At 65.9% G+C, this 20862-nt stretch carries 20 protein-coding genes; 6 read left to right on the top strand and 14 right to left on the bottom strand.

What is annotated here, in order from left to right; all coding sequences use genetic code 11:
* Positions 1–42 precede the first annotated feature (42 nt).
* Positions 43–990, top strand: a complete 948-nt coding sequence (locus tag CHU93_RS03235) for a hypothetical protein (RefSeq protein ID WP_094472738.1) — start codon at positions 43–45, stop codon at positions 988–990.
* The gene (locus CHU93_RS03230) at positions 987–1475 is read left to right on the top strand and encodes a gluconokinase (RefSeq protein ID WP_094472737.1); all 489 of its coding nucleotides are present in this window, start codon (positions 987–989) and stop codon (positions 1473–1475) included. The genes CHU93_RS03235 and CHU93_RS03230 overlap by 4 nt, the downstream gene beginning before the upstream one ends.
* On the opposite strand, the gene CHU93_RS03225 is transcribed toward CHU93_RS03230, so the two are convergent.
* Positions 1472–2713: a dipeptidase gene (locus CHU93_RS03225; protein WP_094472750.1), complete on the bottom strand. Its 1242-nt coding sequence runs from the start codon at positions 2711–2713 to the stop codon at positions 1472–1474. The two genes, CHU93_RS03230 and CHU93_RS03225, sit on opposite strands and share 4 nt — an antisense overlap.
* Positions 2714–2786: 73 nt before the next feature.
* Positions 2787–3317 carry a hypothetical protein gene (locus tag CHU93_RS03220; protein ID WP_094472736.1) on the bottom strand — a complete coding sequence of 177 codons (531 nt, stop codon included), beginning with the start codon at positions 3315–3317 and terminating at the stop codon, positions 2787–2789.
* A 104-nt stretch (positions 3318–3421) separates the two neighbouring features.
* On the opposite strand from CHU93_RS03220, the gene CHU93_RS03215 reads away from it, so the two are divergent.
* The gene (locus tag CHU93_RS03215) at positions 3422–4564 is read left to right on the top strand and encodes an acyl-CoA dehydrogenase family protein (protein WP_094472735.1); all 1143 of its coding nucleotides are present in this window, start codon (positions 3422–3424) and stop codon (positions 4562–4564) included.
* Between the two features lie 7 nt (positions 4565–4571).
* Here the strand turns inward: CHU93_RS03215 and CHU93_RS03210 are convergent, their stop codons facing one another.
* Positions 4572–5108, bottom strand: a complete 537-nt coding sequence (locus CHU93_RS03210; protein WP_207759198.1) for a YybH family protein — start codon at positions 5106–5108, stop codon at positions 4572–4574.
* Between the two features lie 108 nt (positions 5109–5216).
* On the opposite strand from CHU93_RS03210, the gene CHU93_RS03205 reads away from it, so the two are divergent.
* Complete coding sequence (locus CHU93_RS03205) at positions 5217–6317, top strand: fatty acid desaturase family protein (RefSeq protein WP_094472733.1); 1101 nt, start codon at positions 5217–5219, stop codon at positions 6315–6317.
* A 148-nt stretch (positions 6318–6465) separates the two neighbouring features.
* Here CHU93_RS03205 and CHU93_RS03200 read toward each other — a convergent pair whose 3' ends face one another.
* The 11 genes from CHU93_RS03200 to CHU93_RS03150 all read right to left on the bottom strand — a co-directional run bounded on the left by CHU93_RS03200 (position 6466) and on the right by CHU93_RS03150 (position 18247).
* A complete protein-coding gene (locus CHU93_RS03200) occupies positions 6466–8193 on the bottom strand; it encodes a flavin-containing monooxygenase (protein WP_094472732.1) in 1728 nt (575 codons plus the stop codon).
* Between the two features lie 170 nt (positions 8194–8363).
* Entirely contained in the window at positions 8364–9473 is a 1110-nt protein-coding gene (gene pufC / locus CHU93_RS03195) for a photosynthetic reaction center cytochrome PufC (RefSeq protein WP_094472731.1), read from the bottom strand.
* Complete coding sequence (pufM, locus tag CHU93_RS03190; protein WP_086115660.1) at positions 9470–10441, bottom strand: photosynthetic reaction center subunit M; 972 nt, start codon at positions 10439–10441, stop codon at positions 9470–9472. Before pufM ends, pufC begins: the two co-directional genes overlap by 4 nt.
* A gap of 15 nt (positions 10442–10456) precedes the next feature.
* Positions 10457–11281 carry a photosynthetic reaction center subunit L gene (pufL, locus tag CHU93_RS03185; RefSeq protein WP_086115659.1) on the bottom strand — a complete coding sequence of 275 codons (825 nt, stop codon included), beginning with the start codon at positions 11279–11281 and terminating at the stop codon, positions 10457–10459.
* Positions 11282–11430: 149 nt separating this feature from the next.
* Positions 11431–11610 carry a light-harvesting antenna LH1, alpha subunit gene (gene pufA, locus CHU93_RS03180; protein ID WP_086115658.1) on the bottom strand — a complete coding sequence of 60 codons (180 nt, stop codon included), beginning with the start codon at positions 11608–11610 and terminating at the stop codon, positions 11431–11433.
* Between the two features lie 12 nt (positions 11611–11622).
* Positions 11623–11853 carry a light-harvesting antenna LH1, beta subunit gene (gene pufB, locus CHU93_RS03175; RefSeq protein ID WP_086115657.1) on the bottom strand — a complete coding sequence of 77 codons (231 nt, stop codon included), beginning with the start codon at positions 11851–11853 and terminating at the stop codon, positions 11623–11625.
* A gap of 185 nt (positions 11854–12038) precedes the next feature.
* Positions 12039–13487: a chlorophyllide a reductase subunit Z gene (gene bchZ, locus CHU93_RS03170; protein ID WP_086115656.1), complete on the bottom strand. Its 1449-nt coding sequence runs from the start codon at positions 13485–13487 to the stop codon at positions 12039–12041.
* Between the two features lies 1 nt (position 13488).
* Positions 13489–15000, bottom strand: coding sequence for a chlorophyllide a reductase subunit Y (gene bchY / locus CHU93_RS03165; protein WP_094472730.1), 1512 nt, complete (start codon positions 14998–15000; stop codon positions 13489–13491).
* A complete protein-coding gene (locus CHU93_RS03160) occupies positions 14993–15988 on the bottom strand; it encodes a chlorophyllide a reductase iron protein subunit X (protein WP_086115654.1) in 996 nt (331 codons plus the stop codon). Before CHU93_RS03160 ends, bchY begins: the two co-directional genes overlap by 8 nt.
* Complete coding sequence (gene bchC / locus CHU93_RS03155; protein WP_086115653.1) at positions 15985–16917, bottom strand: chlorophyll synthesis pathway protein BchC; 933 nt, start codon at positions 16915–16917, stop codon at positions 15985–15987. The genes CHU93_RS03160 and bchC overlap by 4 nt, the downstream gene beginning before the upstream one ends.
* Positions 16918–17077: 160 nt before the next feature.
* On the bottom strand, positions 17078–18247 hold the full coding sequence (locus CHU93_RS03150; protein ID WP_094472729.1) for a methyltransferase: 1170 nt from the start codon (positions 18245–18247) through the stop codon (positions 17078–17080).
* 104 nt (positions 18248–18351) lie between these two features.
* Here CHU93_RS03150 and crtD point away from each other — a divergent pair, with 104 nt between their 5' ends.
* Positions 18352–19926: a 1-hydroxycarotenoid 3,4-desaturase CrtD gene (gene crtD / locus CHU93_RS03145; protein ID WP_207759197.1), complete on the top strand. Its 1575-nt coding sequence runs from the start codon at positions 18352–18354 to the stop codon at positions 19924–19926.
* The gene (locus CHU93_RS03140) at positions 19923–20759 is read left to right on the top strand and encodes a hydratase (RefSeq protein WP_243375158.1); all 837 of its coding nucleotides are present in this window, start codon (positions 19923–19925) and stop codon (positions 20757–20759) included. The genes crtD and CHU93_RS03140 overlap by 4 nt, the downstream gene beginning before the upstream one ends.
* The last annotated feature ends 103 nt before the right edge of the window (positions 20760–20862 follow it).

Here is a 20862-nt window from a genome sequence, read left to right as displayed (position 1 = left end):
GGCGCGATTGCAAGCGATTCCCCAACCACCTACAATCCGGCCATGCCCCCCACCCTGCTGCCGGCGCTGCTGCCGGTCCTGATGCTTGCTGCCCCCGGTCCAACGCCAGTCGCCACCCCGGCCGAGGAGACGATCGAGGTTGCCGCCCAGCGGCTGACCCGGCCGCAGATCCGCGCCGCCGCGCTGGATTATGCCCGCGCCGGCCTCGCCCCCAATCCGGATTATGGCCAATATGCCCGCTGGCGCGGCCCCATCTGTGTGAACGTGCGCGGCATGCCCGATCCCGCCATGGCGGCCCGGGTGGCGGGGCGGATCGAGGCCGTGGTGCGGCTGGCCGGGCTGGCCATCGAAAAGCCGGGCTGCAAGGCCAATCTGATGGTGGCCTTCACCGATGATGCGCGCGCCCTGGTGGCCCAGGTGCGCAACCGGAAGCGCACGGCGCTGCCGCCCTTTGAACCCCGGCTGTTCGCGGCGCTGAACAGCCCCAGCCTGCCGGTGCGCTGGTGGCATGTGCTGGGCCCGGCCGGATCGGGCGGCGGCGCCGGTTCACCCGATTCGGGCGCGCTGGCCAGCGCCTCGTCCAACGCCGTGCCGCTGGGCAATGTGCTGCCGGCCGGACCCAATGCGGTGGGCACCAGCAGCTGGAATTCCAGCCTTGTCGATACCAACTTGTCGGCGTGGGCCCGCGCCGGGGTGGCAGTGGTGGATGTGACCCTGGCCACCGGCGTGTCGCTGGATGCGCTGGCCGATCATGTCGCGCTTGTCATGGTGGCGCCGATGCGCATGCCGCTGGGCAATCCCGGGGTGCCCAGCGTGCTTGGCCTGTTCACGCCGGGCGCCAGGCCAGCGGGCCTCACCGATTGGGATCGGGCCTTTGTGAAGGGCCTGTATCGCGTCCAGATGAACCGTTCGGCCCAACGCCAGCGCCAGCAACTGCTCAGCGCCATGACCGCCGAACTGGCACCGGGCGGCGAAACCGAAGCGCAATGAGGCCGCTGCTGGTCGTCGGCGGAGTGGCCGGTTGCGGCAAGACCACGCTGGCCACTGCCCTTGCCGCGGCGCTGGGCGTGCCACTGTGCGATGGCGATGATCTGCACCCGCCCGCCAACCGGGACAAGATGGCGGCCGGCCAGCCCTTGACCGATGCCGACCGCGCCGCCTGGCTCACCGCCTGTGCCGCGCAGCTTGCGGCCTGGGGCGACGGCGGCGGCATCATCGGCGCATCGGCCCTGAAACGCGCCTATCGTGATCAGCTATATGCCGCCCATCCGCAGGTGCGTTATGTGCTGATCAGCATCACGCCCGAACTGGCTGCGGCGCGCGCAGCGGCACGGCCCGATCATTTCTGGCCCGCCAGCCTGACCGCCAGCCAGTTTGCCATCCTGGAACCGCCCACGCCCGACGAAGCCGCCATCACGGTGGCCGCCGAATGGTCGACCGCCGATCAGGTCGCCGCTGTCGTGCGCGCGCTTTAGGGCTTCACATCCGGCGGCGTCTCGCCCGCCATGCCGGCTGCCACCGTCTCCGCCGCCGCCAGCACGCGCAGCAGATTGCCGCCGGCGATCTTCTCGCAATCGGCCTCGCTCATGCCGCGGCGCAGCAGCTCGGCAATCAGCGCCGGATAGGTTTCCACGCCCTCCAGCCCGGTCGGCGTTGAATCAATGCCGTCCAGATCGCCACCAATGCCGACATGATCGATCCCGGCCAGCGCCACCAGATGCTGGATATGATCGGCGACATCCTTGATGCCCACCTCAGGCCGCGGATTCCTGGCATCCCATTCCGCCATCGCGGCGCCCTGGCGCGGCAGATCGCCGATATACAGCGCCAGCAACCGTTGCCGCTCCCCGGCGCGCGCGGCTTCCCAGGCCTGGCGGGCGCTGTTGATGAAGCCCGGCACATAGGTGGCCATCACCACCCCGCCATTGGCCTTCACCAGCGGCAGCACATCATCCGGCACGTTGCGCACATGATCGGCCAGCCCGCGCGCCGAGGAGTGGGAGAAGATCACCGGCGCCCTGGTCACGCCGAGCACCGCCTTCATCGTGCCCGGCGAGACGTGGGACAGGTCAACCAGCATGCCGATGCGGTTCATCTCGCGCACCACTGCCTTGCCATAATCGCTGAGCGGATTGGGCCGGGGCGATTCATTGGCGCTGTCGGCCCAGTCATTGTGCTTCGTATGGGTCAGGGTCATGTAACGCACGCCCAGCGCGTGATACATGCGCAGCACGGGAAGCGAATTGTCGATCTGGCTGCCGCCCTCCACCCCCATCAGGCTGGCAACCTTGCCGGTCTTCTGGATGCGGCGGATATCGGCCGCCGTGCTGGCCAGCGCGAAATCATCGGGATAGCGAGCCACAAAGCCGCGCACGATGTCGATCTGCTCCAGCGTCTGCTTCACCGCCGCCGGCCCGGTGACATTGGCCGACACATAGACCGACCAGAATTGCCCGCCCACGCGGCCCTGGTGCAGGCGGGGAATGTCGGTCATCAACGGCCGCTTGAACGTGCGGCTGTCCGCCTTCAGATCCTGCTGCCACCAGGCCTCGCCAAAACTGCCGCGCAGCGCGCCCGGCCAGTCGTTATGGCCATCGATCACCGGCTGGCGCTTCAGCACGGCTTCGGCCCGCTTCAGCCAGGGATCATCCAGCGCCAGCGCCGGGGCGGCGATGCAAGTGGCGAGCAGGGCAGCAATCAGGGCGCGGTTCATCGTCACGGGCAGCAACCTTAGAGGCACCGGCCCGGCCGGCAAGTGCGCAAATGGCGGGGCGGACCAGGGCGCCCTATTTCTCGTTGGCGGCAATCATCCGCTCGGCCATGGCGCGCACATCGGCCAGCATCTGCACCTTGCTGCGCCCGGCCGATGTGGGCTCATAATGGTTGATGTTGATCACCTTGCGCTTGATCGATGTGACGCACACCGCCGCCGTCAGCCGCTCCTGCCGGCCGCCAGCCTCCACCGTGAAACTGCCCAGCAGATAACCGCAAACCTGGTCCTGCCCGGCCAGCAGCACCGGGCGCGACAGTTCAAATGTGGCCGCCTGCTTGGGGCTCTTGAACAGATAATAATCATCCAGCGGTTGCACGCCCGGCCGGCACGACACCAGCGCCGCCGGCGTGTCGTTCATCGTGTCCGCCGCGTTGACCATGGCGATGGCGGTTTCGGCATTGCCCGCTGGCAGGCAATAGCCCGGCGGCGTCGGCAGGATGATGCCGGTGGCGCCGATGGCAAAGCGCTGCTCGGCCGGCGCAACCGGTGGCGGGGTGGCCGGCACGGCAGCGGCTAGCATCAGGGCGGTGAAGGCGATTGTCATGCCGCACTGTGGCACCCTGCCGCCCTCTCTTGCAAGACAGGTGACGGGCCCGGCAGTGTCGCCACATACATGTCGTGTCATCCGTTTGCCGAAAGGGATCAACCATGCTCGAAACTGCCCACCGCAATGTCTTTGGCCCCGACGAGGTCGCCTTCCGCGACACGGTGCGCAAGGTCTTCGAAAAGGAACTGATCCCCAACCTCGACCGCTATGAGGACGAAGGCATTGTCGACCGCAAATTCTGGCGCGCCTGCGGCGAGGCCGGCCTGCTCTGCCCCACCGTGCCGGAAGCCTATGGCGGCCTCGGCCTTGATTTCCGCTACAACGCCATCGTTGACGAGGAACTGAGCTATGCCGGCTCGTCGGCCGGCATCACCCTCCAGTCCGACATCATTGCCGATTATCTCGTCGCCTATGGCTCGGAAGAGCAGAAGCAGAAATATCTGCCCAAGATGATCAGCGGCGAGCTGATCACTGCCATTGCCATGACCGAACCCGGCGCCGGTTCCGACCTGCAGGGCGTGCGCACCACGGCGAAGAAGGATGGCAACCATTATGTCATCAACGGCAGCAAGACCTATATCACCAACGGCCAGAACGCCGATCTGATCATCGTCGTCGCCAAGACCGATCCCGACGCCGGCGCCAAGGGCACCAGCCTCATCCTGGTGGAGGCTGACCGCGAGGGCTTCAGCCGCGGCCGCAACCTCGACAAGATCGGCCAGAACAGCGCCGACACGTCGGAACTCTTCTTCAACGATGTCCGCGTGCCGATGACCAACTGCCTCGGCGAGGAGAACAAGGGCTTCATCTACCTGATGAGCCAGCTGCCGCAGGAGCGCCTCTCCATCGCCATCTCCGCCCAGGCCGGCGCCCAGCGCGCCTTTGATGAAGCGGTGAAGTTCGTGAAGGATCGCAAGGCCTTCGGCAAGACGGTTTGGGATTTCCAGAACACCCAGTTCGTGCTGGCCGGCCTGAAGACCGAACTGCAGGTTGGTTGGGCCCATATCGACTGGGGCCTCCAGAAGCTGGTCGAAGGCACGCTGACCGCCGCCGAAGCCAGCGCCGCCAAGCTGTGGCACACCGAGCTGCAGGGCCGGGTGTGCGACGAGGCGCTGCAGCTGCACGGCGGCGCCGGTTACATGAACGAATATCCCATCGCCCGCCTGTGGCGCGACGCCCGCGTGCAGCGGATTTACGGCGGCACCAGCGAGATCATGAAGCTGGTGGTGGCGCGGACAATCTGAGCAGACGTTACGGGCGCGGAGTCGGCAACATCGATTCCGCGCCACGTGGCGTCGTGATCGGGTCTGCATGGCGGTGTACCAGCCGCCATTGCCCTCCAAGCAGTTGATAGACGCTGGTCACCCTCGCAGAGAAATCGGCCAGATCGGCACTGCTTCCCAGCTTTGCGCGGCCGTTCTCGATTTCAACCAGCACATATTGGTCACCGCTGCCATAGACAGCAATGCGCTCAACGCTGCGCACGCTGCCTTCACGATATTTGGTGGCGGCATTGGCAAGTCGGCTGCGGACCTCCACCGGCCCCTTGCCGAAGGGACCAAACGGATTGCCCAGCGTGATGTCATCGCGGTCAGCAAAAAGAGCGGCATAGCCCGAAGGGTCACCGTTGAGAATTTTGCGCAGGGCTTCGTGGCTTTCGGCAATGGCAAGCTCAAGCGAGGGCGGCAGCGCAGCCGATTTTGCGCCTGCCACACTGCCCATGAGCGAAAGCGCAAAGCAGGCAACAACGACAATCCTCATGATGCCCCCCCTTGGCAGATGCCGCATGCTAGCCGGGCCAGGCCGCCGAGGCCAGCGCGACTGCGGCAAATCCCGGACTAGCCCTGCCCGCTTTCTGCCCTTAACCGGTCGCAATCCTCTGCCATAACCGGTGTCATGATGACTGCGACTGCCGCCCGTGTTTCCGATTCCGCCACCGCCCCGCGCGAAAACGCCGGGTCGATGGCCGGTGAAGACGTGGCCATGATCAAGCTCGCCGCCACGCTGGGCCGCGAGCTGGGCGCCTACAAGCCCGCCATCTATTGGGCGGACACGGCTGGCTCGGCGCTGCTCGGCTGGGGCGCGTTGGCGGCGCTGATCCTGTTGCCCGGCCTGCCCGTGGCGGCCACCGCAGCACTGGCCATTGTCGCCGTGCTGGCGCTCTATCGCCTCGGCAGCTTCATCCATGAAATCACCCACATGAAGGACGACAGCGTGCCGGGCTATCGCCTGGGCTGGAACCTCATCGCCGGCATCCCGCTGATGATCCCCAGCTTCATGTATGAAGGCGTGCACAATCTCCACCACGCCCGCAACCGCTATGGCACGGTGCGCGATCCCGAATATATGGCCCTCGCCTTGAAGCCCAAGCTCAGCGTGCCGCTGTTCGTCGCCGTCGCCGCCCTCGGGCCGATTGGTCTCCTCATCCGCTGGGGCCTGCTGGCGCCGCTTTCGCTGCTGCCGCCGGTGCGCGCCTTCGTCCGCGCCCGCTTCTCCGCCTTGTCGATCAACCCGGATTTCCGCCGCGATGCGCCGGTGGGGCCGCACGCCGCCCGCTGGAACATCATGGAGGCGGCGACCTCCATCTTCGTGCTCGCCGTGCTGGCCGGCGTCGCCACTGGCCTCATCCCGCTCCGCGCCTTCGGCATCTGGCTCGCCGTGCTGTCCGCCAGCATGACGATCAATCAGATCCGCACGCTCGCCGCGCATCTGTGGGAGAATGACGGCAAGGTGATGACCATCACCGGCCAGTATCTCGACAGTGTGAACGTGCCGCCGCCGGCGCTGCTGCCCGAACTCTGGGCGCCAGTGGGCCTGCGTTACCATGCGCTGCACCATCTGCTGCCCGGCCTGCCCTATCATGCCCTGCCGGAAGCCCATCGCCGCCTCGCCGCCGAATTGCCGGCCGGCAATGCCTATCACGGCGGCAACCACCCCACCCTCGCTGGCGTCATCGCCCGCCTGTGGGCCAGTGCGGGCACCGCGCGGGCATCGTAGGGAAACAAGATTCTTTGCCTCCGGCGGGCAGGGACGCAGTCCCTGCACCCGTTCGTTTTTGGCGCTTTCCCCCGTGACGTGACGAAGACCAACGAAAGCGGGTCCAGGGCCTCAGGCCCTGGTCGCCGAAGGCAATCTTTGCCTTCCTTTAAACCCGCCCATGCTCCTGCATCCAGGCCATCACCCGCCGGGTCGCCATCTCCAGCAGGTGCGGGGCCATATTGTCCGGCGGTGGCGGGTAGGAGGTGAAGGTGGCGCTGTCGTGCAGCACCTGGTCACCACGCGCGATGCGGAAGCCTTCCCAGCCCTTGTCGCGCACGGCGTTGCAGATGTCGGTATAGGTGTGCAGCCCGCCGGCATAGGCCATGAAGCGGCGCGGTTTGCCGGGCACGTTGGCGCCCATGTACCAGCTGTTGGCCTGGGGCAGCAGGGTCATGGCGGCGGTCTGGTCGCAATGGTCGGTCCACAATTGCTCCGCCTCGCGGGTCGCCTCGATGCGGCCGGCCTGGTTGGCGTTCAGATCGGCGATGATGCTGGCAACATATTCCACATGTTGTTCGATGCTGTGGATCATGTTGGTCAGCACCGACGGGCTGCCCGGCCCGGTGATCATGAACAGATTGGGGAAACCGGCAACCATCAGGCCCAGATAGGTTTCCGGCCCGGCGGCCCAATGCTCCTTGATGGTCTCACCGTCCACGCCGCGAATGTCGATGCGCTCGATCGCGCCGGTCATGGCGTCAAAGCCGGTGGCCAGCACCACCGCGTCGAAATCAAAGCTCCGATTGGCGGTCTTGATGCCGGTGGCGGTGAAGGTCTCCAGCGGGTCGGCGCGCAGATCAACGAGCTCCACATTGTCGCGGTTGTAAGTGGCGTAATAACCGGTGTCGACGCAGGGGCGCTTGGTGCCGAACGGGTGATCCTTCGGGGTGAGCAGTTCGGCGACCTTGGGGTCCTTCACCTGTTCCCGGATCTTGGCGGCGACGAAATCGGCAATGATCTTGTTGGCGGCCGGATCAATGCCCTGGTCGGCAAAGCCGGACAGGATGCGGAAGCCGCCCCAGGCCCAGCGCCGCTCCAGCTCCGCCTTGATCTCGTCTGGCGGGGTGTGGATGGCAATCGCAACCTCCCGCGCCTCGTTCCAGAAGCCGCCCACCGTGGCCCGGCTGCGCGCCCGATAGGCGCGGGGGTCCGCCAGCCATTCCTGCCAGTCCGCCTCCGGGATCGGGCCGTTGTGGGCCGGCATGCTGTAATTGGGCGTGCGCTGGAACACGGTCAGATGCGCTGCAGTTTCGGCGATGATCGGGATGGACTGGATGGCCGATGATCCGGTGCCGATGATGCCCACCCGCTGGCCGCTGAAATCCACCCCGTCATGCGGCCAGCGCGAGGTGCGGTAGATGGTGCCCTGATAATCGCCGAGGCCGGCAAAGGTCACATCGGTCGGCACCGACAGGCAGCCGGTCGCCAGCACGACAAAGCGCGCCGGGATCACCTCGCCGCTGTCGAGCGTGACATTCCAGCCATCGGCTGCGGCATCCCAATGCGCGGCGGTGACACGCGTGTTGAAACGGATGGCATCGCGCAGGGCAAAGCGATCGGCGACATGATTGGCATAGGCCAGCAGTTCCGGCTGCGGCGCGTAACGCTCCGTCCAGCGCCATTCCTGTTCCAGCTTTTCGTCAAAGCCGAAGCTATATTCCAGGCTCTGGATGTCGACGCGGGCCCCTGGATAGCGGTTCCAGTACCAGGTGCCGCCCACGCCGCTGCCCACCTCGATCACCTGGTGGCTCAGGCCCTGCTCACGCGCCTTCAGCGCCATGTACATGCCGGAAAAGCCGGCGCCGACGATCAGCACATCCACACGATCGGTCATTGTCGTCTCCCCATGGCCGCCCTCCCCGGCAGCACGATCACGGTCACGCTATCATGGTGCCAAGGCAGGCCAAGCTGGGACTATTGAGTGCGACAGTCTGCGCCGCGTTGACAACAAAAAGGCCCGGCAGCAGGTGCTGCCGGGCCCAATTGTCGTTCGGTCCCGAAGGATCAGGCCGCAGGCTTGGCCTCGGCCGGAGCTGCCGCCGTTTCGGCCGGTGCCGGAGTTGACGCCACGGCCGGAGCCGGGGCGACGCCCTTCAGCGTCGGATAATCCTTCAGCATCTTGGCCCCGCCCAGCGGCTTGTTCACGCCCTGGTGGCAGGTCGCGCAGTTGACCTTGTAGGGGTCGCCATGCGGGCCACGGCGGTTGGCCGGCCACACATCGCCCAGCGCGGTGATGTAGTTGTTGTTGATGTCACGCACCATGCGGATGCCGTACCAAGCGTTCACACGCTGCGGCCGGCTGTCTTCCCACTTCGCGAAGTTGTTCGAGTTGTGGCAGAAGGTGCAGTTCACGCCAAGGCCCTGGCTCATGTGCATCATGAGGCCATAGGTCTTCTCGGTGGTCTGGATCGCGGCATTGCTGCCAGCGGTCGGGAAGGCCTTGCCGCCAACGCGGATATTGTCCTTGCCCGCCAGATAGCCGGTGAACGGATCATAGTTCAGGCTGGCATAGGCCACCGAAGCCGCCGGGGTGTTGCCGCCGCGCTTGTTGCCAGTGATCTTGCCCGGATCCGGAACCGCCGTCGACCAGTTATTGACCGGCACCGGATTGCCGCGGTGGCAGGTCCAGCAGGTCACGCCGGCATTTTCCTGCGGCTGACCGCCGGCGGCAAAGTGCGGCTTCCAGTTGGCGTTGATGTTGCGGGTCATCAGCAACATCTTGCGGGCCACGACCTTGGTGTATTTCTCATCCGAGGCCATGTTTTCCGGGTTGTGGCAATAGGTGCAGCCGGCATCCTTGATGTTCGAACCATCCGGCGCGATCCAGGTCGTCATGGCCTGCATCAGATAGTTGAACTCGTCCACCGAGGTGTCGCCCAGCACCTGGACGTTCTCGTAAGCCGTGCTCGCCTTGTCGCCAGCCACCATTTCGGCGGTCAGCTCGTAGGGCGGCGCGGGGATGTCACCCACCTTGGCCTTGGAGTCCGGATCGTTGATCTGCACCATGGCCGTGCCACGGTAGCCGATCTGCTCCTGCTCCTTCTTGCCGAGTTCGCAGCCAGCCAGCAGCAGGGCCGGCAGGGCGATGGCAACCAGCTTGTTCAGCCTGTTCATTGCGGCGCTCCCGGAAGAGTGGCGGGGTCAACAACACCGGTGGCGGGATATTCCAGCGCGAAACCGTGCTGCACAGCCCAGAGATACCAGTTGTCGACAACCGTGCCGGTGAGCAGGATGCCGATGCCACCGGTCAGGGTGGTCAGCACCGCGAACCACCAGGCCCAGCGGTGGATGGATTCCATCGTGGCGTTCCAGCCCATGGTCCAGCGCCAGAACAGGGCCGCGCGCTCCGAAGCGGTGCCGCGGTCGGTGATCTGTTCGATCTCACGCTCGCCGCCATAGCGGCCAACGGCCAGAATGGTGGCGCCGTGCATGGCGAACAGCAGGGTCGAACCATAAAGGAACGCGATGCTGAGCGCGTGGAACGGGTTGTAGAACAGGTTGCCGTACCGGATCGAGAAGGCGGCGGTCCAATCCAGGTGCGGGAAGATGCCGAACGGCACCGCTTCGGCCCAGCTGCCCATCATCATCGGGCGGATGAAGCCGAGCACCAGATAGAGCCAGATGGCCGAGGCAAAGGCCCAGGCCACGTGCGTGCCCATGCCCAGCTCCTTCGCGCGGACATAGGTGCGGGCCCACCACAGCAGAATCGAGGCGGTGAGGAAACCACCGGCGGCGATCCACCAGCCGCCTTCGTTCAGCGGCACGTTGAAGGTGAAGCCATATTTGGCGGGCGGCGGTTCAAGGCTGAGCCAGAACAGCTGGCGGACGAACTGAACCGGATCCCAGTTCACCGAGGCCGCCATGTTCAGGCCCATGATCTCGATCGCGATGAAGCCGCAGAGCAGCGAGGCCACACCCAGCGTGCCGAGATAGACGGGACCAATCTGGGCGCCGCCCAGCTTGCCCATCAGCCACGACGTGCCGAACGGACCAAAACGCGAGTCGTTGTTGGGACCCAGCGGGACGCCGGCTTCCAGCTCACCGCGGAGCTGAACCTGCGTGAAGAGATTCTGATAAGCCATGGTGCGTGTCCGTCCTCAACGCCAGATCGGCAGGTTGAGCCACCAGGTCCACCACTCCGGCCAGCCACGCGACCAGAAGGGACCCGAGATGATGATGCACACCGCGCTCCAGAAGCCGGCGTTCATGGCCAGCAGCAGGCCCACACGGTGGATGCCCAGCGTGCCAACCGAATAGCCGATCAGATCGCGGAAGAACGTGTCTTCATATTCCGGCGACTTCACCGTCTCACCCTTGGCCGGGTTCACGGCCGACAGCACCAGGGCGCCGTGCAGGCCGAGCGCCAGCGTGGTGGTGAAGAAGAAGCTCACCGCCAGCATGTGGGCCGGGTTGTAGTGGAAGTGCAGATATTGATAGCCGGTGTTCGACACCCAATCGAGGTGCGGGAAGATGCCATAGGGGAAACCATAGCCCCAGGCACCCATCAGCAGCGGGCGGAACACGACCAGCGTGGTGTAGGCCAGGATGGCCATGCCGAAGGCGGCCGGCACATGGTAACCCATGCCCAGCTTGCGGCAGATTTCCACCTCGCGCAGCGCCCAGCTGATGAAGGCCCCGAGCGCGCAGATCGTGATGATCTGCCACAGCCCGCCTTCCTTCAGAGGCGCCAGGGCCAGCCCATAGGAAATATCGGGCGGCGCGATGTTGATAAGCCACGGGTTCCAGGTCGGGCCGATGGCGGCTCCGTACAGGATCAGTGCCGTACCCAGGGCAGCGAAAAAGATCGTCGTGACCCCGAAGAACCCGACGTAGAAAGGACCAATCCAGAAGTCGAAGAGATCGCCGCCGATCAGCGTGCCTCCCCGGACTCGATATTTGCGTTCAAAACTCAACACTGCCATGGCGCACCTCCCCCAGGTAACCGCTGATCAGGGCGATTGCCGCCGTGATCACCGGAACGGGCCCGTTGCAAGGGTGCGGATGGGCGGGTGGCGGAGCCAGCCCGCCCATCGCGCGCTTGACCGGAGCAGTCCGGGCAGCCTGACGGATGTCAGGCGGCCTGGGACGCTTCCGTGACGGCCGCCGCCGACTTCGGCTCGGCGCCGTCCAGCCAGTTGTAGCGGTCGGTGCTGAGCAGGATGAAGTGGATCAGGATGGCCAGCGTGAAAAGGAACACGGCCAGGGCAGTGCAGATGCGCTGCGGATTGAAGGTCTGCCAGATCTTCCACATTGTCGTCGCTCCTTAAGCCCGGGGCGCAGCGACGCTGGCGGCGTCGGCCTGCTGGATCTGGTGGATCTCGGTCGCAGCGAACGCGCGCTTCGAACCCAGCCACGGGCGCCACACCCACACCAGCCAGTGGGCGATCACGGCCACGATCACGAAGAACGCCATCGACACGACGAAGCCCCGGTGGAACTCCTTCGCTTCGGCGTCGGTCAGGTAGGTACCCGGACCAATCTTGTTGTCACTCATGCCTTTTCCTCCGATGGTTCCGCCGCACGGGGCCGTTATGGCCTCGCCCGACCGGCGGCTTCGCGGCGTAGGATGATTCCACCGCAAAGACTGTCAAGCTCTCTGGACAGGCGTCCGTCAAGCCAAATTCCTCCGAAACCCTCCATGGCAATTTTGTAACCATGTGAAAAGAGGGAAATCACAGCTCAGGCCGCCTGTGTTTCATAAAGGCGGACGGCGGCGTGCAGACGGTCCAGCGTCACCAGCTTCTCGCCAGCGTCGCGCGTCGCCCGTTCGGCGGCATCGCGCAGCCGCTTGGCGGCCGAAATGCGCACCAGAACCGGCTCCTTCTCGACAATCCGGTCCAGCTCCGACCGGGCGTCATCGGCCCACATCACCGCTTCCAGCAGGCGCGACGGTGTTGCATCCGCCCTGTCCATCTGGGTGGACAGTGGCAGGATGAAGAACAGCGCATCGAACAGCGCGTTGCAGACCTCCTGCATGATCCAGGTGCACCCGGAATAGCCCATGAAGGGCGTGCCGGTGTGGCGCCGGATGGCGGCACCGGGGAAGCTGGCGTTGATGTAGATGGAGCGGCTGTTGGTTTCCGCCATGTACATGCGCTCGTTGTAGCTGCCGAACACGATCAGCGGGCTGGTGGTGCGGATCGATTCGCGCACCGCCTCATTGTCTGGCTTCACCCCGGCGTTGCGCTGGTATGCGAACACGCACGGCATCCCCATATCGTCTTCCAGGAACACCTTCATACCACGGGTATAGGTTTCCGTCGCGACAATACCGAAGCTGGCGGTGGCAAAGAAATCCTGCGTCACCGACCGCCACAGATCCCACAGCGGCTTCAGCGTGGTGTGCTTTTCCTTCTCGATGAACGGCTGCGGGTCCACACCCGTCAGCTCGCCCAGCTTTTCCAGGAAGGCGGTGGTGCTGTTCAGCCCGATCGGCGCCTGCAGATAGGGGCGCTCCAGCGCCTCGCACAGGTTGCGGCCCCATTCGCGATACATGCACACGTTCACGGAGGCATCGGCGAGACGGCGGATGTCGGCCAGGTGCGTCCCCAGCGGGAACACCATGTTCACCTCGCAGCCGATGCCTTCGATCAGGCGGCGGATTTCCGCCAGGTCCGACGGCATGTTGAAGGTGCCATATTGCGGCCCGATGATGTTGACGAGCGGCTTCTCGCCCTCTTTGCGCACCTTGGGCGCCGGCATCTTCTTCGGCCCGAATTCCTTCCACAGCCAGGTCAGGGCGCGGTCGGCCGATTGCCACTGGTCCTCATCGATGGTGCGCGGCAGGAAGCGCTGGATGCTGGTGCCTTCCGGCGTCACGCCGCCGCCGATCATCTCTGCGATCGAGCCGGTGACGACGACCGACGGCAGCGCCGGATCGAGCGTCTTCCACGCCCGCTTCATGGCGCCTTCGGTACCGGTCTTGCCCAGTTCCTCTTCGGCAAGGCCGGTGACGACGATGGGCAGCTCGTGCGGCGGCAGGCCATCGGTATAGTGCAGCACCGAGGTCACGGGCAGATTCTCGCAGCCGACCGGGCCGTCGATCACCACCTGCAACCCCTTCACCGAGGTGAAGCTGTACACCGCGCCCCAGTAACCGCCCGCGCGGTCATGATCCAAAACCAGCATCTCAGTTCCCCACCGCTTCTTCCGCCTTGGCAGCGGCGATCATCTTGGCGGCAAACTTCTTCTTGAATTCCGGCCGGTCCTTGGGAACATCTTCCCAGATGCCGGCGGCATGGCCTTCGCCAACACCGTTGAAGAAGCCCTTCATCGCATCAAAGCGGCTCTTGTTGCGGAGCGCGCCGTTGATCACCTGCGCCAGGCTGCCAGCACCAGCCGGGCCCATCAGCGGACGGGCCGAGATGAGGTTGGTGAAATAGAGGCCGGGGATGGCGCGGGTCTTGGCGTGCTGCACCACCGGCGTCGTGCCGATCGACAGGTCGGGCTGGAACTCCTCCACCGCCGCAATGTCCTGCTCCAGGCTGGCGCGATACTGGATGCGGGTGCCGCGGGCTTCCAGCCATTCGCGGTCCGGATCAGACCAGCGGGTGCGCGGGCAGGCGGTGCCGACATAAGGCACCTCGGCGCCCGATTCGACCAGCAGACGCGCCACCAGCAGTTCGGAGCCTTCATAGCCCGACACGGTGATGCGGCCCTTGATCGGCATCGCCGCCAGGGCGCCGCTGATCGCCGGCAGCCACTTGTTCTGCGCCGCGGCAACCTTGTCGGCGGGCAGGCCGAAGGCATCGCCAATCGCGGCCAGCCAGGCGGCGGTGCCGTCGCGGCCCACCGGGGCGGAGCCGACGATGGTGCGGCCCGCGGCTTCGAATTCGCGCACGGCCGCCGTGTAGAAGGGGTGGATCGCCGCCACCACCGGCGAAGCCAGCGCGGCATAAAGCTCACGCCATTCGCGGGTGGGCACCACCGGGCCGGTGGTGAGGCCCAGCGGTTCCAGCAGCATGGCAATGCCCACCGGATCGGCCGGGAACATTTCGCCCAGCAAGGTCACGGTCGGCTTGTCCGGCATCACGGCGGGCGCCGCGACCGGGCCGGCCATCACCTCTTCCCGGGCATATTTCAGCATGGCGCCGGCCAGCACATCCTTGGCCTCGGCATGGGTCGGCACGCCAAAGCCGGGCACGTCGATGCCGATGATGCGAACGCCGTTGATCGTGTCGGGCAACAGCTGCAGCGGCACGCCCGAAGCGGTCGGCACGCACAGGTTGGTCACCACGATCGTGTCATATTTCTCCGGATCGGCCTGCGCGTGCACGGCGTCGCGGATATCCTCGAACAGCTTGCCGGTGACCAGCGTTTCCGAATTGAACGGCACATAACCCACCGTGCGCCGCGCCCCATAGAAGTGCGACGTGAAGGTAAGGCCATAGACGCAGCAGGCCGAACCCGACAGGATCGTCGCGGTGCGGCGCATGCGCAGGCCAACGCGCAAGGACCCGAAGGCCGGGCACATGGACTGCGGCTGGTCGTGCGGGCCCTTGGGATAATCGGCCGCATAACGGTCGAGCACCTCGGACTTGCCGGCCTTGGCCGCAGCCTCGCGCATCGTGTCGGCGCCAGCGTGGCAGCCGGCACCTTCCGCAGGCGCCGGCGCGTCAGTGCGAGCCAGTTCCTCAGACATTGTCGTACACCACTTCCAGGCTCGGCTTGGTCTCATAGACGCCGCCGCGCATGTCGGCCTGGGTCGCCGGCTTCAGGGTGAAGTTGCCGCCGGTGTCTTCCGGCTTGAACAGGCCGAGCAGGCCATCCTGATCCAGCGGGGTCGGGCGCACCGGCGGCGCGGTTTCGACATTCTGGGCCAGTTCGGCAAACAGCGGGCCCCACGGGCCATCGGGCGTGCCGATGATCTGGTAATTGGCCGACTTGCGGCGGATTTCCTCGTGCGCCGGAATGCTGGCCAGCACGGGAATCCCCACCGCCTTGGCAAAAGCCTGGGCTTCGCCGGTGCCGTCATCCTTGTTGATCAGGATGCCGGCCACGCCGACATTGCCGCCCATCTTGCGGAAATATTCCACCGCCTTGCACACGTTGTTGGCGACATAGAGCGACTGCAGGTCGTTCGAACCGACCACGATCACCTTCTGGCACATGTCACGCGCGATCGGCAGGCCAAAGCCGCCGCAGACCACGTCGCCCAGGAAGTCGAGCAGCACATAGTCGAAGCCCCAATCGTGGAAACCCAGCTTCTCGATCGTCTCGAAACCATGGATGATGCCGCGGCCGCCGCAGCCACGGCCCACTTCCGGGCCGCCCAGTTCCATGGCGAACACGCCGTCGCGCTGGAAGCAGACATCCTCGATGGTCAGCTCCTCGCCGGTCAGCTTCTTCTTGGAGCTGGTCTCGATGATGGTCGGCGTCGCCTTGCCGCCAAACAACAGGCTGGTGGTGTCGCTCTTGGGATCGCAACCGATCAGCAGCACGCGCTTGCCCTGCTGCGCCATCATGTAGGACAGGTTGGCGAGCGCGAAGCTCTTGCCCGAACCGCCCTTGCCATAGATGGCGATGATCTGCGTTTCCTTGGTGACCTCACCGGTGTGCACCGGATCGGGCTCGATGGCGGCCTCCTCACGAAGGGCGGCAACCTGATCGAGAAGTTGATTGATGCTCATGCGATATCTCTCCAGTCGAAGACCATCTTGAGACAATTGGGGTCCGAAAAGGCCTGACCATAAGCGGTCGGCGCCTCAGTGGCCGGAACCTTGTGCGTCACAAGGCCCTCGAGCGACAGCCTACCGCTGCCCACCAGCGCGAGCGAAGTCGCGAGGTCGTCAGGCTGGAACTCTGTGGCGATGCGGATGCGCGCTTCGCGGCGGAACGCGGGCGCGAATTGGAACGAGAGCGGCTCGCTGTAGAAGCCGGCCAGCACGATCTCGCCCCCGCGCGCCATGTGCATGACGGCCTGGTCGAGAATGCGATGGTCACCGCTCGCGTCGTAGATCGAGCGGTAATCCCGCCGCTCGTCGGTCTCGGGCCTGATCACCCGATATCCCTCGGCGCCGCTCATGCGGGCCTCGTTGATTTCCCACACCACCGGCTCCACGCCGGCCGCCAGCGCGATGCGCGCCAGCAGGCGGCCGAGCACGCCATGGCCGATGATCAGATCCGGCATCTCGCCGCCCACCACCGCATGCTGCGCGGTGGCCAGCAGGCTCATCATCACGGCCTTTTCATCCCAGCCCGCCGGCACCGGAATCACCCGCGCCGCGCCGGTGATCAGCGTGCGCGCCTGGCCGCCAAACAGCCCGCGCGCGCCTTCGAATTTCGACGAACCCGGCACGAACACGCTGGTGCCGATCATGGCCTTCTGGTTGGCGCCGGCATCCACCACCGTGCCCACCGCCTCATAGCCGGGAACCAGCGGATAGCCCATGCCGGGGAACATCGGCATCGTGCCGTTGTACATCAGCTTTTCGGTGCCCATGGAGATGCCGGACCAATCGATCCGCACCACCACATCATCATCACCCGGCGGCGTGAGGGCCAGCGCGCGCAGTGTAACCTGCTCCGGCGCCTCCACAACCACGGCCATCGTTTCCATGCAATTCAACCCCTCATCGGCGTGGCACCACCCCTGCCCGTGGCGCTGCTCCGTCTGCCGGCCCGTTTATCCAACCCGACACTCGCCTGTAAAGCGCGCTTGACGATACGGGAAGAAAAAAATTGGACGAAGTCAGTCCGATTTCGTCCGCCGCGCCGCCTCAGCGCTCCGCCACCACCAGCCGTGTGACCATCGGCAGCGCGGTGCTCACCTCCCGCGCGGTCGCAAAGCCGGCCTGGGCCAGCAGCGCCAGATAATCCGCCGCCGTGCGCGGCCGGCCGGATCCCATCGCCCACAGATAGAGGCCGAAATAGGCATCGCCCATCACCTCGGCCCCCGGCGTGCCGGCCATCGGCTCGGCGATCAGCAGCCGCCCGCCCGGCGGCAGCGCGGCATGCGCCTTCTTCAGCAGCGCCCGCACCACGGCATCATCATGATCATGGCAGATGCGCACCAGGCTGATCACATCGGCGCCCTGCGGCAGCGGATCATCGCGAAAACTGCCACCGTGCAGCGCCACATGGCTGAGCCCACGCGTCGCCAGCCTGGCCTTCGCCCCCTCCACCACCGCCGGCAGATCAAACAGCTTCATGGCGAGGCCGGGATGCCGCCCGGCCACCTCGGCCAGAAAGGCGCCATGGCCGCCGCCCACGTCCATCAAACACTGGTGCCTGCGGAAATCATAGGCATCCAGCACCTGTTCGGCCACCATCGGCTGGCTGGCCGCCATCAGCGCAGAATAGGGCGCCACGGCCCCGTCACCACCGCCCTGCCAGCTGGCATCATCGGCGGTGGCCGGCTGCCCCTGTCCGGCAGCGGGGGCATAGGTCCAGAACGCCGCCAGCTTGCCCTGCCCGCGCCCGCCCTTCAGCATGGCGATGGGATCGGCCAGATCATCATAGAAAATCTTGTGATGCTCGATCATGGCCAGCGCGCCCTGGTTGGTCGAAAGCGCCGCCCCGCGCTGGCCCAGCACCCACAGGTCATCCTCGGCCAGCTCCACCAGATCGATCGCCTTGGCCGCCCCCAGCAGCCGCTGCAGCGCCTTCAACTCCAGCCCCGAAACCGCCGCCAGATCGGCCGTCGTCGCCGGCCCTTGCGCCAGCCGGCGGATCAACCCGGCATCCACCGCCGCGGTCAACGCCTTGGTCTGCACAAAGCCGGTGATCACCGCAAACATGCTGTTGGCATGATAACGCGCCGTCCGCCGGAAGAAGATGTTGCGCATGGCAAAGCGCTGGAACGCCGGGCTGGCCAGCATCCGGTTGCGCGCATTCAGCCAGCGCAACCGCAGGCTCTGCCGTCCCTTTTCGCTCCCACCTGTCGTCATCGTCACGCCCGCGAGTGTCAAATCATGTAGACAGTCACTGTCCAAAGGTCAATCATGACCTTGACGGTCGGGTTTGGCCATGGCCTGCCCCGCCGCCACAGGCAGTGATTCGGAATAAGGCTTTGGCAGGCGAAAACTCCATTGTCATCATCGGAGCCGGCATGGGCGGTCTCAGCGCCGCCGTGCTGCTGGCGGCGCATGGCCTGCCCGTCACCATTGTCGAGCGCATGGCCCACCCCGGCGGCAAGCTGCGCACCGTCGATGTCGGCGGTTATGCCATCGATGCCGGCCCCACCGTCTTCACCCACCGCCCGGTGTTCGAGAGGCTGTTCGCCGATGCCGGCGCGCGGCTGGACGATCATCTCACCCTTGTGCAGTCCGATCGCCTCGCCCGCCATGCTTGGGCTGATGGCTCCACGCTTGATCTGTGGGCCGATCACGCCCGCAGCCGCGATGCCGTCGCCCAGTTCGCCGGCCCCGCCGAGGCCGAGGGCTGGACCCGCTTTCAGGCCGAGGCCGCCCGCATCTTCCGCGCGCTCGAAACCCGCTTCATGGAAAGCCCGGCGATGGGCCCGCTGGGCCTCACGCTGAAATATGCCCCCTTCCACCTGCACGAAATGTTCGCGATCAACCCGTTCGCGACGCTGTGGGGCGCGCTGGGCAATTATTTCCGCGATCCCCGCTTGCGCCAGCTCTATGGCCGCTACGCCACCTACACTGGCGCCGATCCCTTCCAGGCCACCGCCACCCTTATGCTGATCGCCCATCTCGAAGCGCGCGGCGTCTGGCTCGTCGATGGCGGCATGCACGAGGTGGCGCGCCAGATGGCGGCGCTGGCCACCCGGCTCGGCGCCAAATTCCACTACAACGCGCATGTGTCCGAAATCCTGGTGCGAAACGGCCGCGCTGCCGGCGTGAAGCTGGCCAGCGGGGAGGAGATCCCGGCCGGCGATGTCCTCTCCAACAGCGACATTTCCGCGATTGCCGATGGCCGCTTCGGCCCCGCCGCATCCCGCGCCGTCACCGGCGTCAAGCCCCACGAACGCTCGCTCTCCGCCCTCGTCACCCTGATGACGGCAGAGGCCAGCGGCTTCGAGATGGACCGGCACAATGTCTTCTTCTCCACCGACTATGCTGCCGAATTCCGGCAAATATTCGGTGAACGCCGCCTGCCGGTGGAGCCCAGCATCTACATCTGCGCGCAAGACCGCGGCATCACGCCGCCCCCGCCAGGGCTTGAGCGCTTCCAGTTGATCGTCAATGCCCCACCCACGGGTGACGGGCAGCCCCCAACCGACGAGGAGATGGCCCAATGTCAGACAGCAACCCTGGCCATTCTGGCCCGCTGCGGGCTGAATCTGAAACCACACGGAATGCACCCGGTCGGCCCGAAGATGTTCGAGGCACTTTTCCCTTCGAGCGGTGGGGCCCTCTATGGTCGGGCCTCGCACGGGTGGCAGGCCAGCTTCCGCCGGCCTGGCAGCAAGACGAAGCTGCCCGGACTGTGGGTCGCATCGGGCAGCGCGCACCCGGGGGCGGGCGTGCCGATGGCGGCCTTGTCCGGCCGCTTGGCGAGCGCAGCGATCCTCAAGGCCCGCGCTTCGACCAGGACGTTCCTGCCCATGGCTACCGCTGGTGGTATGTCGACGCCGAAAGCGACTGCGGAAACTATGGGCTGACGATCATCGCCTTCATCGGCTCGGTCTTCTCCCCCTATTACAAGGCCGCCGGCCGCCAGGCCCCGGAAGATCATGTCAGCCTCAACGTCGCCCTCTATGGCAAGGGCGCCCGCCGCTGGACGATGACGGAGCGCGGGGCCGGCGCCCTCTGGCGCGACCGCCACACGCTGCGCATCGGCCCCAGCCAGGTGCGCTGGGACGGGCAGACGCTCGTCATCGACATCGAGGAGCATGGCGCCGTGCTGCCGCTGAACGTGCGCGGCCAGGTGCGCGTCACGCCGATGGTCTATGGCCAGCGCCGCTTCCGCCTCGATCCCGGCGGCCGCCACGTCTGGGAACCGCTGGCCCCGTGCAGCCGTGTCGAAGCCAATTTCACCGATCCCGCCATCCGCTGGTCCGGCACCGGCTATCTCGACGCCAACCACGGCGCCGAATCCCTGGAAGACGGCTTTGCCGACTGGCAATGGAGCCGCGCCCACCTGAAGGATGGCTCCACCGCCGTGATGTACGAAGGCCAGCTCGCCGACGGCAGCGATTTCGGCATGGCCCTCAGGATCACCCCCGACGGCCAGGCCGAAGTGATGGAAATGCCCGCCCCCGTCGTCCTCCCCAAAACCGCCTGGCGCCTCGACCGCCTCACCCGCGCCGATCCCGGCTACACCGCGAGGCTTCGCGCCACCTGGGAAGACACCCCCTTCTACAGCCGCACCGCCCTCGCCACCCGCCTCTGGGGCGAAGACGTGGTCGCCGTGCACGAATCGCTCAACATGAAGCGCTTCGCGACAGGGGCCGTGCAGTGGATGCTGCCGTGGCGGATGCCGCGGAAGGTGTGAGAGGGGAGGCGGCAGGTTACTGCTTCAGTTTCGCCTCTTCGAACACTGCATCGATTGTGCCAACTAGGGTCTAAACCCAATCAGCCTCTTGATTCATTGATAG

Source organism: Sandarakinorhabdus cyanobacteriorum (genome assembly GCF_002251755.1).
GTDB lineage: Bacteria > Pseudomonadota > Alphaproteobacteria > Sphingomonadales > Sphingomonadaceae > Sandarakinorhabdus > Sandarakinorhabdus cyanobacteriorum.
The sequence above is the reverse complement of the archived record's forward strand: the minus strand, read 5'-3'. Positions and strand labels throughout refer to the sequence as shown.

Excerpts from the sequence above, each read along its gene's own strand:
- CHU93_RS03235 (WP_094472738.1), top strand. The coding sequence starts at position 43 with ATGCCCCCCACCCTGCTGCCGGCGCTGCTGCCGGTCCTGATGCTTGCT.
- CHU93_RS03230 (WP_094472737.1), top strand. The coding sequence starts at position 987 with ATGAGGCCGCTGCTGGTCGTCGGCGGAGTGGCCGGTTGCGGCAAGACC.
- CHU93_RS03225 (WP_094472750.1), bottom strand. The coding sequence starts at position 2,713 with ATGAACCGCGCCCTGATTGCTGCCCTGCTCGCCACTTGCATCGCCGCC.
- CHU93_RS03220 (WP_094472736.1), bottom strand. The coding sequence starts at position 3,317 with ATGACAATCGCCTTCACCGCCCTGATGCTAGCCGCTGCCGTGCCGGCC.
- CHU93_RS03215 (WP_094472735.1), top strand. The coding sequence starts at position 3,422 with ATGCTCGAAACTGCCCACCGCAATGTCTTTGGCCCCGACGAGGTCGCC.
- CHU93_RS03210 (WP_207759198.1), bottom strand. The coding sequence starts at position 5,108 with ATGCGGCATCTGCCAAGGGGGGGCATCATGAGGATTGTCGTTGTTGCC.
- CHU93_RS03205 (WP_094472733.1), top strand. The coding sequence starts at position 5,217 with ATGATGACTGCGACTGCCGCCCGTGTTTCCGATTCCGCCACCGCCCCG.
- CHU93_RS03200 (WP_094472732.1), bottom strand. The coding sequence starts at position 8,193 with ATGACCGATCGTGTGGATGTGCTGATCGTCGGCGCCGGCTTTTCCGGC.
- pufC (WP_094472731.1), bottom strand. The coding sequence starts at position 9,473 with ATGAACAGGCTGAACAAGCTGGTTGCCATCGCCCTGCCGGCCCTGCTG.
- pufM (WP_086115660.1), bottom strand. The coding sequence starts at position 10,441 with ATGGCTTATCAGAATCTCTTCACGCAGGTTCAGCTCCGCGGTGAGCTG.
- pufL (WP_086115659.1), bottom strand. The coding sequence starts at position 11,281 with ATGGCAGTGTTGAGTTTTGAACGCAAATATCGAGTCCGGGGAGGCACG.
- pufA (WP_086115658.1), bottom strand. The coding sequence starts at position 11,610 with ATGTGGAAGATCTGGCAGACCTTCAATCCGCAGCGCATCTGCACTGCC.
- pufB (WP_086115657.1), bottom strand. The coding sequence starts at position 11,853 with ATGAGTGACAACAAGATTGGTCCGGGTACCTACCTGACCGACGCCGAA.
- bchZ (WP_086115656.1), bottom strand. The coding sequence starts at position 13,487 with ATGCTGGTTTTGGATCATGACCGCGCGGGCGGTTACTGGGGCGCGGTG.
- bchY (WP_094472730.1), bottom strand. The coding sequence starts at position 15,000 with ATGTCTGAGGAACTGGCTCGCACTGACGCGCCGGCGCCTGCGGAAGGT.
- CHU93_RS03160 (WP_086115654.1), bottom strand. The coding sequence starts at position 15,988 with ATGAGCATCAATCAACTTCTCGATCAGGTTGCCGCCCTTCGTGAGGAG.
- bchC (WP_086115653.1), bottom strand. The coding sequence starts at position 16,917 with ATGGAAACGATGGCCGTGGTTGTGGAGGCGCCGGAGCAGGTTACACTG.
- CHU93_RS03150 (WP_094472729.1), bottom strand. The coding sequence starts at position 18,247 with ATGACGACAGGTGGGAGCGAAAAGGGACGGCAGAGCCTGCGGTTGCGC.